Raw genomic sequence first — 13,730 nt, forward strand, 5'->3', positions numbered from 1 at the left:
TTAACAGGAACGGAGTTTTCCATGTCAACACAGGTCATTCTTCCGCGCATCATGCAGGTTGGCGAAGGCGCCAGCCATGAGCTTCCCGATGTACTGAACAGCCTCGGCTGTTGCCGGCCCCTGATCATCACCGACAAAATGATGGTAGAGCTCGGCTATGCCGGCCGCATTCAGGCGTCGTTGTCCCAACAGGGCATCGCTTCTCATGTGTTTTCCGACACCGTGCCCGAGCCCACCGTCGGTTCGATTCAGGCCGGGGTCAGTGAGGTGCAGGCGGGCAATTATGATTGCATCATCGCCCTGGGCGGGGGCAGCCCCATCGACAGCGCCAAGGCCATTTCCATTCTGGGCAAGCACGGTGGCCACATGCGGGACTATAAATTCCCCCGGGTGGTCATTGAAGCCGGACTGCCGATCATCGCCGTGCCCACCACCGCCGGCACCGGCTCGGAAGTGACCCGCTTTACCATTATCACCGATGAAGACACCGACGAAAAAATGCTGTGCGTGGGCATTGGCTTTATGCCGGTCGCGGCCCTGGTGGATTACACCCTGACCCTGAGCCTGCCGCCGCGGATCACCGCCGATACCGGCATTGATGCCTTGACCCACGCCATTGAGGCTTACGTCAGCAAAAAGGCCAGCCCCTACAGCGACAGCCAGGCGCTGTCGGCCATGCGCCTGCTGGGCCCCAACCTGCGCCGGGCCTATCACAATGGCAATGACAAGGCGGCCCGCGAGGCGATGATGCTGGGCTCCACCCTGGCCGGCGTGGCCTTTTCCAATGCCTCGGTGGCCCTGGTTCATGGCATGAGCCGCCCCATTGGCGCCGCCTTTCATGTGCCCCACGGCCTGTCCAATGCCATGCTGCTGCCCAGCGTCACCCGGTTCTCAATTCCCGCCGCCCCGGCCCGTTATGCCGAGTGCGCCCGGGCCATGGGCGTGGCCAACGTCAACGACAGTGACGAGCATGCCAACAACATGTTGTTGCAGGAACTCTACGCCCTGAATGAAGAGCTGCAGGTGCCGACGCTGGCCGAGTATGGCATTGCACAGCACGCCTTTTTTGACCTCATGCCCACCATGGCCGAGCAGGCGCTGGCATCCGGCTCACCCAACAACAACCCAAGGGTGCCGGGCGTTGACGAGATCGTCGAGATCTACCGCCAGCTCTGGTAGTTGACACATCGCCCGGGCAATAACTCCACCCCTTATTCATAACAACGAGGAAAATGACATGACCACCATAGGACATCTCATCAACGGCCAGCTGGTCACCGAAAACACACGCAGCCAGAACGTATTCAATCCCGCCACCGGGGAGATCGGCAAGCAGCTTGATCTCGCCTCCACCAAAACGGTAGAGCAGGCCATCTCTGCGGCACAACACGCCTTTCCCACCTGGCGCAATACACCACCGCTGAAGCGGGCGCGGGTCATGTTCCGCTTCAAGGAGTTGCTGGAGCAGCACGCCGATGAGATCTGCAGGTTGATCGGCGAGGAGCATGGCAAGATTGCCCATGACGCCATGGGTGAGCTGCAGCGGGGCATAGAAAACGTGGAATACGCCTGTGGCGCCCCCGAGCTGCTCAAGGGTGAGCACAGCAGGAATGTGGGCCCCGGCATCGACTCCTGGAGCGAGTTTCAGCCCATGGGCGTGGTGGCGGGCATTACGCCGTTCAACTTTCCGGTGATGGTGCCGTTGTGGATGTTTCCCATGGCCATCGTGTGCGGCAACTGTTTCGTGCTCAAGCCGTCCGAACGGGATCCGTCATCCACCCTGTATATTGCCCAGCTGCTGCAGGAAGCCGGCCTGCCCGACGGCGTGATGAACGTGGTCAACGGCGACAAGGAGGCCGTCGACGCCCTGCTGCACGACGACCGGGTCAAGGCGGTCAGCTTTGTCGGATCCACCCCCATCGCCGAGTACATCTACCGTACCGCCAGCGCCAACGGCAAGCGCTGCCAGGCCCTGGGTGGCGCCAAGAATCACGCCATTGTGATGCCGGATGCCGACATGGACAACGCGGTCAATCAGCTGCTGGGGGCGGCCTTTGGCTCTTCCGGCGAACGCTGTATGGCCTTGTCGGTAGCGGTGGCCGTGGGCGATGCCGCCGGAGACGCGCTGGTGAGCAAAATGACGCAAGCCATGCAAAAGCTCAAGGTGGGCCCCAGCACCGACAGCGGTAATGACTTCGGGCCGGTGATCACCCGCCAGCACCAGGAAAAGGTGATCGGCTACATCAACAGCGCCGAACAACAGGGGGCCACCATCGTCGTGGACGGACGCCAGCCGAAGGTGCCCAACCATGAAAATGGCTTTTTCGTGGGCGGCACCCTGATCGATCACGTCACCCCCGAGATGACCAGCTACCAGGAAGAGATTTTCGGGCCTGTACTGCAGGTGGTACGGGTCGCCACCATGCAGGATGCCATGGATTTGATCGATGCCCATGAATACGGCAATGGCACCTGCATATTTACCCGCGACGGCGAGGCGGCCCGCTACTTCTCCGATAACATTCAGGTGGGCATGGTGGGCATCAATATTCCCCTGCCGGTACCGGTGGCCTATCACAGCTTTGGCGGCTGGAAGCGCTCCCTGTTCGGTGATTTGCATGCCTATGGTCCCGATGCCGTTCGCTTTTATACCAAACGCAAAACGGTCACTCAGCGCTGGCCGTCCGCAGGCGTACGTGAAGGGGCCGAGTTCTCCATGCCGACCATGAAGTAACGCCTTGCAACGGGATTAACCAAACAATTTGAGCCGCATCTCCTTTGGGACATGCGGCTCTTTATTTTTACGGTTATCGCCCCGAGGATAGGAAGGCCGGCGCCGATGACACATGAGCGGCGCCGCCAAAAGCAAGGTCGCTTGGCACACCATAATGGCTTTAAATGAAGCCTGGTCAGGGAAAGACACCATGAAGAAACGGCTTCCGCCACTCAACTGGCTTCGCTCCTTTGAAGCCGCCGCCCGCCACCTGAGTTTCACCCATGCCGCCAGTGAACTGAATCTGACCCAGGCCGCGGTCAGTCAGCAGGTCAAGGGCCTGGAGTCCCAACTGGGTACCTCCCTGTTTAAACGCCTGCCCCGAGGCCTGGAGCTGACGGATGCCGGACTGGCCTATTTACCGGCCATTCATGAGGCCATTCAACGGCTTTCCGTGGCCACCGATGAAATTTTTGGCCAGGGCCGCACCCATCAGCTAACGCTCAGGGTGAATCTGGTGTTTCTGACCTCCTGGCTGGCACCTCGCCTTGCCCGCTTCAGGGCGCGCCACCCCGAGATAGGACTGCGCTTCACCAGTAACATCTGGGTAGGGGAAACGGACAAGGAAGCGGACATGGAAATCCGCTATGGAAAAGGCACCTGGCCCGGCCTGACGTCTGACCGGCTGACGCAAGACGAATTGTTTCCGGTCTGCAGCCCGAGCCTGGTGGAGGGAGCCTCGTCCCTGGCGTCCCTTGAGGCGCTGGCGCGCTACCCGCTACTGCATGTTATCGGTTATGAAGAAGGCTGGGGCTACTGGCTGAATCAGACCGGCCATGGCCACGTGGACACTCCCAACGGGCTGCAGTTCGACACCCTGATTTCGGCCATGGAAATGGCCGCCCAGGGGCTGGGATTTGCCCTGGGCAGAAGCTCGCTGGTGGAAGGCATGATAGCCAGTGGCCGGCTGATTGCTCCCTTCAGCCAAAAGGTAAAAACCTCGGAGGCCTTTCACCTGGTTTACCCCATGGATCAGTATATTCACCCCCATGCCGAGATCTTCCGCTCATGGATACTGGAAGAAGCCGCAGACCATGAACGGGAGCACCCGTCGCCCACCGCCACCCCGGCTTGACGGGTTCACGCTAACCTTCATTGCCCTTGCTCAGACATTCCCCCGCCTTCGGCTCCTGGTGCGGTTCTTGCGGCTCATGATCCCTGAAGATGTTTTCGATGGGCGTTTCACAAAAGTCATCGTTTCGAGGGTCAATATCCGAGATAACATGAACGTCCGGACTGGTGGACACGAAGTGCTCCTGTCCTTCCAGGGGAATGGGTGGCTGACGGTACTGGCGATACAGGGTATACACCGCCATGAACACCAGGGTCAGGGACAGGGTATGAAACAAGGCTTCGGGACCGTACGACTCCATCAGCAAGGAGACAAAGAAAGGCCCCAACACGCTGCCAAATGCATAGCTCAGCATCAGCCCCGAGCTGGCGGTAATCACCTGGGATCGGTCCACTATGTCATGGGTAATCGCCACCGCGATGGGATAAATGGTTGAGCCCAGTCCCATGCACACGCAGATGGCCGCCAACCTCAAGAGGAAGCTTTCATTCGCCAGGAAGGCGTTGGCAAGGCAAGCCACCACCGTCAGCAGGGTGACGATCAGCAACACATAACTTCGCTGCAGCCGATCGCAAATCCAGCCAACCGGCCAGGCCGTCAGCATGGCGGCCAGGATGGCGCCAAACATGTATAGGGCAATCTCGTCATTGCCAAGCCCGGACAAGCTGGCGAACAGGGGCACCAGGCCAAAGAAGGTGCCCAGAAAAATCCCCACGATAAAAGAGGCCACCATGCCCAGCGGTGCGGTATGGAATAGCGCCCACAAAGACATTTTGCTTTGCACCTCAACCAGTTCCGGTGAGTGCATTCTCGACAGAGACAACGGAATAATGGCGGCCATGATCAAAATGGCAGACACCGACAGCAGCAGGTTGTCTGCAGGCTCGCCAAGGCCCAGCAGCAGCTGCCCGGCGGCCGAGGAACAGTACACCGCGACCTGATAGAGTGAAAAAATCTTGGCGCGATTGGCATTGGATGCCACCGCACTAAACCAGCTTTCAATCACAATATAGAGGGAGGCTATCGACAGCCCACCCACCACCCTGAGTCCGCCCCAGAGCAACAGGCTGTCTGATACCGAATAGAGCAATGCCGACATGGCCGCCAAAGATGCAAAGACGGAAAAGGCCCTGATATGCCCTACCCGCTTGATAACCTTCTCGGCATAGCAAGAGCCAATCACGAACCCCGCCGAATAGCACACCATGACCAGGCCGATACTGGAGGAGCTCGCCCCCAGGGCACTGAAGCGAAGGCCAAGCAGGGTAACGAGAAAGGCATTACCCACGAGCAGGAGGACAAGGCTGGCAAACAGTGCCAGCAGGGAAATAAAGATCAACCTCATTTGCATCAAACGTCCATGTCGTCGTCATTCACACATAACCGCATTAACCCTTGCTAATGCGACATATAGAATCTGCGGGACAATAATCAGCACACTCCCGGCGCCCTGCTTACTCCCAAAAGCATGGGCCTTGCCTGATGGCAAGGCCCATGGGATTATTTACCACAGTTAACGTTACATGTTAACTACAGGTTTACCTTGTTCCAGAATCCGGGTTTTGATGTCGTCGGAAACCGCCGCAACCGTGGCCTGACGACCGGCATGACTGGTGTGAGCCCGGTGCCCAGCTTCACTGATGTTATGCAGGAAATGCATGTGCTTCTGAAACTGACTCAGCACGTCGGCAATCACGCTGTCCTGGCTCCAGCCCATGATGCTGTAGCCCTTGCCACCTTCGGCCAGGTGCACCTCTGCCCGGTAATAGGTGCTGGCTGACGCGCCTTCCATCGCCACCGGCGTGGCGTGCTCGACCAGGTGAACTTCATAGCGGAAGTCATAATCGCTGCCGTTGCGAATAACGATCCTGGCAAAGCCGTCCCGGCCCTCAACCGATGCCTGCAGCTCACGATCGGCCGAGTAGGCATTGATCTCCTCGACGACCATGTTCAGTGCGCTGGTCACAGTACCATTCAGGTAACCCTCGGCCTCTTTGGCATTGGGAAAGGTAGTCATATTCTGCAGTTGGGTACGCCAGTTAGGCGCGTGCCCCTGGGGCAGGTAGGCGGTAAAGGAGAACGCTTCCTGCTTGTGATAATCCACAATCAGCACCTTGAACAGGCCGTAGATGGCAAACATCAGAATAATGCTGACCGGCAGTGCGGACACTATCGTCATGGTTTGCAAGGCACTGAGGCCGCCGGCATAAAGCAGCACAAAGGCAACAACACCTATGGTTGACGTCCAGAACACCCGCATCCAGTTAGGCGGATTGTCGGCACCATTACAGCTGAGGATGTTAATCACCAGCGAACCCGAATCCGCCGAGGTGACAAAAAAGATCACGATAAGGCAGACGGCAATCGACTGGGTCAGGGTGCTGAACGGCAGCTGCTCCAGGAAGACAAACAGGGCGACGGACACATCATTGGTCACCTGTTGCCCCAGCTGGGTCAGGCCACTGTCCAGGATCAGGCTGATGGCGTTATTGCCAAAAATGGACATCCACAGCGCAACAAAACAGGTGGGAACCAGCAGCACCCCCAGCACAAACTCTCGAATGGTGCGTCCGCGGGAAATTCTGGCGATAAACATGCCCACAAAGGGACACCAGGCAAACCACCAGGCCCAGTAGAATACGGTCCAGCCGCCAATCCAGCTGGTTTCTTCGTAGGCATAGAGGTTAAAGGTCTTGCCCATCAGGCTGTTGAAATACTCGCCCAGATTCTGCACAAACATATTCATCACCGGCACCGTGTTGCCGGCAAACAGCACAAAAAGCATCAATATCACGGCAATCGTCATATTGATGTTGGAAAGAATTTTTATGCCTTTGTTCAGGCCGGACACGACCGATAGGGTAGCCAGCAGGGTCACCAGCATGATCAATACCGACTGCACGGTCAGCGAGGCCGGTATTGCCGGCACCAGATGATTGATGCCGGCATTGATTTGAATGGCACCAAATCCCATGGAGGTCGCCACCCCAAACAGGGTGCCGCAGATGGCAAAAATATCGACAACATCGCCAATGCGGCCATAAATTCGTTCCCCGATCAACGGATACAGCACGGAGCGAACCATAAGGGGCAGCCCGTGCCGATAGCAATAAACCGACAGGATCAGCGCGATGATCACATAGATGGCCCAGGCGTGAAATCCCCAATGAAAAATGGTGATATTCAGTGCCTCTTTGGCGGCTTCCCGCGTGCCACCCTCCATGACCGGCGGATTCAGAAAGTGCATTACCGGCTCCGCCACCCCATAGAAGACCAGGGCAATTCCCAGGCCCGCCGAAAACAACATGGCAAACCAGGTGGGGCGGCTGTATTCGGGCTTGGCATGATCCGGCCCCAGCTTGATATCCCCATAGCGTGACAAGGCAAGGTAGATACAGATGAGGAAAATAAAGCCCCCCATCAGTATGTAATACCAACTGCCAAAGTCCGTTATTCCCTTTTGGACCGCATTAAAGGTTTGACTGGCCACATTCGGCCAGAACAATGAGAAAAACACGATCAGGCTGGCAATCACGGCGGAGCCGTAAAATACCACGGCGTTTAATCCGGGCTGAAACTCTTTACTGTTACTTTGCATATAAAGCTCGACTGTAGTGAGTCCGAACATACGGGCAATGATGAGCGTTTCACCAGGCTTCAGGCCTGATAAAGCCCGAAGCCTGCCATCGCAGGCTTCGGCATCATCACCGGCAATACGGTTTATTTATGCTTCAACAAAACAGGTTTATTTCCCTGAGCTATTTTTCCCTTCACAGGCTCATCCCTGAGTCCCTTGATAACAGAATAAGAGGCAACCAGCAGTACAATGGCAAAGGGAAGCCCGGTGGACACCGTCATGGCCTGCAGCGCACTCATTCCGCCGCCCAGAATCAGTGCCACCACCACCACACCCGAGCTCATGCACCAGAATACCTTCTGGGGGATCGGCGTTTCCATCTTGCCGCCGGCCGCCATGGAATCCAGCACCAGAGCGCCAGAGTCTGCCGAGGTAATAAAGAAGATCACAATCAACATCATGGTGATGAAAGAGGTGATTTCGGCCAGTGGCAAGCGGTCAAGCATTACAAACAGCTTGAGGGGCAGGTCGGCTTCCTTCAATGCGGTGTAGCCGCCATTGAAATACATATCCAGTCCCAATCCACCAAACACACTGAACCACAAAATGCAGACCGATGAGGGTATCAGCAGCACGGCAATCATAAATTCGCGCACCGTCCGTCCTCGGGAAATACGGGCGATAAACATGCCAACAAAGGGACTCCAGGCAACCCACCAGGCCCAGTAAAAGGCACTCCAGCCCGCCGCGAAATTCTGATCGCTCCGGCCAAAAGGATTGGACAGCTCGGGCAGAAAACCCAGATAGGCGATGAAAGAGTCACCAACGCCACCTATTATCTGCAAGGTGGGTCCCACCATCACCACCAGCAGCAGCAAAATTGCGGCCAGTATCATATTGATTTCAGATAGCTTCTTGATGCCAGCCTTGATTCCCAGCAATACCGAGACCAGGGCGCCTCCGGTGATCAGTATGGCAATGATGATCTGGGCCAGATCTCCATCGGGCAGGCCGAACAGGTAGTTCAGGCCGGAAGCGGTCTGTGCCGAGCCAAAGGACAGGGTGGGCGCAATACCAAAGATCGTCGCCACGATGGCCAGCACATCAATCACATGCCCGGGCCAGCCCCAGATACGCTCACCCAAAATCGGGTAAAACATGGAGCGCATGGTCAGCGGCAGGCCTTTGTTAAAGGCGAACAGCGCCAGGGCCAGGGCCATAAAGGCATAAATACCCCAGGCGTGCAGGGCCCAGTGATATGCCGACGCCGCCATGCCCACACTGCCCGATGCGACGACATCTCCCGGAGTGCCTCCCAGCGGACTCCAGTCTGATCTGATGCCCTGTTCATTGACCACTGCCCCACCGTAGGAATCAAGGGCATGGGTCAGGGGCTCGGACACACCGAAGAAAATAAGACTGGTCCCCATTCCCGCCGCAAACAGCATCGAAAACCAACCCAGGTAACTATAATCCGGTTTTGCATCCGTCCCGCCCAGCCTGACACTGCCCAGCCGAGTCACGGTCACCAGAATACAGACGAGCAAAAAGATATTGGCGGCCATAATAAAAAAGCCACTCAATTCAACCGTCAACCAGTCTCTCATGGTGACAAAAATAACTTCGGCAAGATCCTGAAACACGATAGAAAAGAACGCTATCGACAATACGATAATACCGGCGGTAATAAATACTCGATTGTGTACATCAAAGGAAATGGGGCCAATGCTTGATTTTATATTATCCTGGCCAAGTTCATAGTCTGTTTCAATACTGTTTACATGGCCATCGGGCGAGATCACTTTCTCTTTGTCAGTCATTTCAAAGACTCCTTCATACTTAAAGCAAGTATTCCGAATAATCTTGATAAGGCGATTCATGCCTGAGCTGGCATGAATCGCCATGAGATCAGGAAATTACAAACAGGGGCTCTCCGAGCACACTTAGATAAGGAGACACTCCCAGACCCGGCGCATCGGTCACTGATGCAAAGCCTTCGCTGACAAAGTAACTTTCGTGGGACAGTTTGGGGCTGACATAATCGGCCAGATTGCACACGTTCATAATGGCGCCCTGCTCTGTCGAGGTAGCAAGGTGCATTAGGGCACTGGTGGTGATGTCACTGCCCCAGGTGTCTTCAATGACCATTTTGGTGCCAATTTCCAGGCACAGATCGCGAGCCCGGCGGGTGGCACTGATACCACCAAACTTGGACAGCTTCAGTGCCGCCGCATCCATGCAGCCCAGCTGATGCCCATGCAACAGGCTGTGAATATCATGCACGCTCTCATCCAGCTTCATGGGCAGGCCCGTGGTTTGCCGCACCACATTGCAACTCTCGATGGTGGCGCAGGGCTGCTCCAGCATCACATCCAGTGATGACAAGGCGCGACCGGCACGAATGGCATCCAGCTGACTGGCGCAGCAGTTCCAGTCGCCAAATACCAGCGGGCCAGTTCCCACGGCGGCCCGCACCGCTTCCATTCGCTCCACATCCCGGCGCCAGTCATTGTCACTACCGAGCTTGACCTGGAATTGACGGATCCCTTGCTGATAACCTTCTTTGGCGATATCGGCCATTTTTTCCGGGTCGCTGCAGGTAATGGACTTGTATAACGGCAGCTTTTCGGTTTGCAGGCCGCCAAGCAGGCGGTACAGCGGCAACCCCGCTTCCTTGGCGGTCAGATCCCACAGCGCAATGTCGATGGCCGACTTGGCGTAAACGTGCCCGATCAGGTGCTTGTCCAGCTTACGCATCAGTGCTTCCGGACCAATGGGATCCGCGCCGATCAGCACCTCGGCCATTTCCGAAATGGCAGGAATGACGCCATCGGCATAGGCGGGCAAATAGTGCGGAATGGGACAAACCTCACCCCAGCCACAAATACCGGCATCCGTGTCGATTCTGACGATAATGGACGGTACCGAAAGGCAGACCTTGCCACCGGCCATGTAATAGGGCACATGGCTTTCCAGAGCGATTTTCCACACACTAACTTTGGTAATAGTTGTCATGATGTTCATCCATGAAGGTTGATGTTAGATATCAAGCACCAAAACGTCAGACTTTGCCCGTGACACACAAATACACATGCAATCGCCTTCGGCTTTTTCTTCGTCGTCGAGTACGTTGTCCCTGTGATCTATTTCTCCATCCAGCACATCGGTAATGCAGGAACCGCACAAGCCGGATGAGCAGCCGTAATGAATATCAAACCCCTTGTCCTTGAGCACGGCAAGAATGGTCTGGTCGGAAGGAATTTCTATGTTTTCACCACTTGAATTAATCACCACGGTAAAGGGAGTATTTTCAACATCCCCTTCCGTGGCCGGTGCGGCGAATCGCTCAAAATAAACGGTGCCGCGCTTGTGTTCGGCGCTGACCGTTTGCAGGCGATTAAGCAGGGGCTCGGGGCCGCAGATGTAGTAATGACAGTCTTCGGCTTGAGCCAGTACAAAGGCGTCAAAATCAAGAAAACCGTCTACCTCATCGCAATGCAGGTGGTAATTGTCGCCCAGCTCCAGTTGGTTGAATAAAGCATCAAAGGCGGCATGCTCATGGCTTCTGACCAGGTAATAAACACTGAAGTCACGACCGGCTTTCTTTAATTCACACGCCATGGAGTAAATGGGCGTTACCCCAATGCCGCCGCCTATCAGCACGATGGGCTCATCACTGCTCTGCAACGCAAAGTTATTGCGTGGGCCGCCAATCTCAATTTCAACCCCCAGCTCAAGCTGATGCATCGCCAGCGAGCCGCCCCGGCCATTGTCCTCACGCTTTACCGCGACAGAAAACGATGTTCCGTCGTCCTGCCATTCCCAGACCGAGTAGTTTCTGACCAGATCGGGGCCCAGAAAAACGTCCACATGACATCCGGCTTCAAATGACTCGAACGCGCCATCTATCGCCTCAAAGGTAAAGTTGCAGATTTCATCACTGAGATAATTCTTTTTTGCCAAACGGGCACGAATAGTATCAGCCATGATGTCACTCCTCTTACATCACCAACAATTCAACTCACAATTATCATTTCGGGAGAACATGATGATTGCGCCTCGTTTACTGTTTGTTTTCCCGGGCGGCCACCAGCGCCAGTCGTGCCAGCAGCTTTTCCGCCCGCCGTGCCACCGGCAGATCGATCATTTTGCCGTCCACGGCAATGGCCCCCACGGCATCCCGGCTGGCCTGGGCGAACGCCTCAACAATGCGCCGGGCCAAAACCACTTCTTCCTCGCCGGGAGAAAACACACGGTTAAGCACCTCAACCTGGGCCGGGTGAATGGCAAAACCGCCGGAAAAACCAAGGGGCAACGAGCGGCTGACACTGGCCTCAAAGGCGGCAATGTCGCGAAATTCGGCAATGCTGCCCACGTAACCCAATACCGCAATACCGGCGGCCTTGCAGGCAATGTTCACCTGCATGCTGGGCACCAGCAGGCTGTCCCAGCAGGGGGTCATTTCCATATCAAAAGACAGATCTTCCGTGCCCACGCTCAGCGCCAGCAGGCGGGGGTGTGCTGCCGCGATCTCCGCCGCGTTCAGCAAACCCGCCGGGCTTTCAATCAGGCCGATAATGCCAATGTCCGTTTCGTCCAGGGCGCTGGCCAGGGTTTGCACCTGCAGCGCACTTTCCACCTTGGGCAGCACCACCAGATTGGCGCCGGCGCCGATAACGGCCGGCAGATCCAGGGCCAGCAGATCGTTGGGGGCATTCACCCGCACCGCCGCGTCCTTGCCGGCCTGACGAATTTGTTGGCAGTGCATGGCCAGCGCCTGGCGCGCCTGGGGCTTGGTGGCCGCCGGTACCGCGTCTTCCAGATCCAGTACGATCACATCGGCACTACCCGCTACCGCCTTGCCCACCAGTTTTTCGTTTTGTCCGGGTACATACAAAAGAGAGCGCATGATTCCTGGCGTTTTCATTTGCTTTCTCCCGCCGCCTGCTGAGCGGTCACAAACAGGGAGGTTCGCACCAGCGGCGCCGTTTCATCATCCCGCAGCAGTGCCTTGGCCAGTTCGAAGGGCAGGCCGCAGTCATGTACCTTTTGCAGCAGCTGTGCTTCGGTCATCGGCATATCGGCTCCCCCCGGCACCGCCAGGCCTTCATCCACCAGTTGCTTGCCACTTTCCAGCGTCACCACCAGGGTTTCGGGGCTGGTGGGGCCGATATCACCGGAGTGCCCAGCCGGCAGCTCGTAAAGGTCCAGTTCAACCAGGCCGGTCAACTGGCGCCGCGCCTGATCACGAAACGCCCGTTCGTTAAAGTCATCCGGCGTCACATGACCACAGAGCAGGCCGGCGGCCACGCAATAAGGAATGGAGAAACGGGCCTCGGCATCGTTTTCAGGCAGGCCAAAATGAGCCACCTGATGGAAAGGCCGCGGCATGCGATACTGCACCTGAACGATGGCGTCGCCCGGCGTCAGTTGCGCAGAAATCCGCTCGGCGCTCATGATGGCGCGCTGGGTATAGGCGCAGCTGGGCCACAGCTTGCGAATCACCGGATACAGCCGCACTCCCTGCCCCAGCTCGGCGCGGGCCATGGCCTGAGAAAACCCGGGTGAGTCCGAGGTGCCATAAAGGCTGATAAAGCCGGACGGAATATCCCAGAGTTCGGTATTGGCGGTGGCCCCGGCCTTGGCCATCAGGGCCGCCCGAAGGCCGGCCTGGGCGGCCAGGCCTTCGTGAATGGCCTTGGCGTGAGAGCCGGTCTGGCGCAGGGTGCCTGCCGAGGAGCTGGCCGCCAGCGCCATGGCATGGGCCATGCGTTCGCGGTCAAGCCCCAGGGCACGGCTAACGGCCGCCGCCACGCCCACAGGGCCCAGGGTCAGGGTGGAGTGCCAGCCCTTGTCATAGTGGCCATAACCCAACGCCTGCCCCATTTGCACAATGGCTTCATGGCCGACCAGCCAGGCATCACAGACTTCCCTGATGGACAGCCCACGGGCAGACGCCAGGCTGAACAGGGCACTGAACAGCGGGCCGCTGGCATGGCTGGAGCCGGACAATTCATAATCGTCAAAGTCCAGGGCATGCACACGGGCCCCGTTCAGCAGGGCGGCACCACTCAGGGTATGACCCTGTCCGCCACCGACAGCCACCACGCTGCCACTGTCTCCATCCTCCTGCAGGGCTGCCGCCACCGCCAGGGGCTGGTGCATGTCCTTACCCAGGAACATACAGGCCAGGGTATCTACCAGACTGAAACGGGCGACGGCCCGGGCCTCCTGGCACAGCGCCAGCTCGGGAGCCGTTGCCCAGGTGCAAAACTGTTCGGAAAAAGCGGATAGGGTCATGGGAATAC

General features: G+C 57.3%; 10 protein-coding genes. 3 read left to right on the plus strand and 7 right to left on the minus strand.

The genetic code is table 11. The features are described 5' to 3' along the window. Positions 1-21: 21 nt before the first annotated feature. The 3 genes from B6S08_RS06405 to gcvA all read left to right on the plus strand — a co-directional run bounded on the left by B6S08_RS06405 (position 22) and on the right by gcvA (position 3,848). A complete protein-coding gene (locus B6S08_RS06405) occupies positions 22-1,179 on the plus strand; it encodes an iron-containing alcohol dehydrogenase (RefSeq protein WP_094199900.1) in 1,158 nt (385 codons plus the stop codon). A gap of 58 nt (positions 1,180-1,237) precedes the next feature. Next, entirely contained in the window at positions 1,238-2,734 is a 1,497-nt protein-coding gene (locus B6S08_RS06410; protein WP_094199901.1) for a CoA-acylating methylmalonate-semialdehyde dehydrogenase, read from the plus strand. Positions 2,735-2,924: 190 nt separating this feature from the next. Next, the gene (gene gcvA, locus B6S08_RS06415) at positions 2,925-3,848 is read left to right on the plus strand and encodes a transcriptional regulator GcvA (RefSeq protein ID WP_094199902.1); all 924 of its coding nucleotides are present in this window, start codon (positions 2,925-2,927) and stop codon (positions 3,846-3,848) included. 10 nt (positions 3,849-3,858) lie between these two features. Here the strand turns inward: gcvA and B6S08_RS06420 are convergent, their stop codons facing one another. The 7 genes from B6S08_RS06420 to B6S08_RS06450 all read right to left on the minus strand — a co-directional run bounded on the left by B6S08_RS06420 (position 3,859) and on the right by B6S08_RS06450 (position 13,722). After that, on the minus strand, positions 3,859-5,196 hold the full coding sequence (locus tag B6S08_RS06420) for an MFS transporter (protein ID WP_094199903.1): 1,338 nt from the start codon (positions 5,194-5,196) through the stop codon (positions 3,859-3,861). Positions 5,197-5,364: 168 nt separating this feature from the next. Beyond that, complete coding sequence (locus B6S08_RS06425; RefSeq protein WP_094199904.1) at positions 5,365-7,443, minus strand: BCCT family transporter; 2,079 nt, start codon at positions 7,441-7,443, stop codon at positions 5,365-5,367. 122 nt (positions 7,444-7,565) lie between these two features. After that, positions 7,566-9,326 carry a BCCT family transporter gene (locus B6S08_RS06430; protein ID WP_245849821.1) on the minus strand — a complete coding sequence of 587 codons (1,761 nt, stop codon included), beginning with the start codon at positions 9,324-9,326 and terminating at the stop codon, positions 7,566-7,568. Between the two features lie 4 nt (positions 9,327-9,330). Continuing rightward, positions 9,331-10,437, minus strand: coding sequence for a mandelate racemase/muconate lactonizing enzyme family protein (locus B6S08_RS06435; protein ID WP_094199906.1), 1,107 nt, complete (start codon positions 10,435-10,437; stop codon positions 9,331-9,333). Between the two features lie 24 nt (positions 10,438-10,461). Beyond that, entirely contained in the window at positions 10,462-11,409 is a 948-nt protein-coding gene (locus tag B6S08_RS06440; protein WP_094199907.1) for a PDR/VanB family oxidoreductase, read from the minus strand. A gap of 76 nt (positions 11,410-11,485) precedes the next feature. After that, positions 11,486-12,349, minus strand: coding sequence for an HpcH/HpaI aldolase/citrate lyase family protein (locus B6S08_RS06445; protein ID WP_094199908.1), 864 nt, complete (start codon positions 12,347-12,349; stop codon positions 11,486-11,488). Continuing rightward, complete coding sequence (locus B6S08_RS06450; protein ID WP_094199909.1) at positions 12,346-13,722, minus strand: MmgE/PrpD family protein; 1,377 nt, start codon at positions 13,720-13,722, stop codon at positions 12,346-12,348. Before B6S08_RS06450 ends, B6S08_RS06445 begins: the two co-directional genes overlap by 4 nt. Positions 13,723-13,730 lie beyond the last annotated feature (8 nt).

Source organism: Oceanimonas doudoroffii (genome assembly GCF_002242685.1).
Classification (GTDB): Bacteria; Pseudomonadota; Gammaproteobacteria; order Enterobacterales; family Aeromonadaceae; genus Oceanimonas; species Oceanimonas doudoroffii.

Excerpts from the sequence above, each read along its gene's own strand:
- B6S08_RS06430 (WP_245849821.1), bottom strand. The coding sequence starts at position 9,326 with ATGGCGATTCATGCCAGCTCAGGCATGAATCGCCTTATCAAGATTATT.
- B6S08_RS06405 (WP_094199900.1), top strand. The coding sequence starts at position 22 with ATGTCAACACAGGTCATTCTTCCGCGCATCATGCAGGTTGGCGAAGGC.
- B6S08_RS06410 (WP_094199901.1), top strand. The coding sequence starts at position 1,238 with ATGACCACCATAGGACATCTCATCAACGGCCAGCTGGTCACCGAAAAC.
- B6S08_RS06420 (WP_094199903.1), bottom strand. The coding sequence starts at position 5,196 with ATGCAAATGAGGTTGATCTTTATTTCCCTGCTGGCACTGTTTGCCAGC.
- B6S08_RS06435 (WP_094199906.1), bottom strand. The coding sequence starts at position 10,437 with ATGACAACTATTACCAAAGTTAGTGTGTGGAAAATCGCTCTGGAAAGC.
- gcvA (WP_094199902.1), top strand. The coding sequence starts at position 2,925 with ATGAAGAAACGGCTTCCGCCACTCAACTGGCTTCGCTCCTTTGAAGCC.
- B6S08_RS06450 (WP_094199909.1), bottom strand. The coding sequence starts at position 13,722 with ATGACCCTATCCGCTTTTTCCGAACAGTTTTGCACCTGGGCAACGGCT.
- B6S08_RS06440 (WP_094199907.1), bottom strand. The coding sequence starts at position 11,409 with ATGGCTGATACTATTCGTGCCCGTTTGGCAAAAAAGAATTATCTCAGT.
- B6S08_RS06425 (WP_094199904.1), bottom strand. The coding sequence starts at position 7,443 with ATGCAAAGTAACAGTAAAGAGTTTCAGCCCGGATTAAACGCCGTGGTA.
- B6S08_RS06445 (WP_094199908.1), bottom strand. The coding sequence starts at position 12,349 with ATGAAAACGCCAGGAATCATGCGCTCTCTTTTGTATGTACCCGGACAA.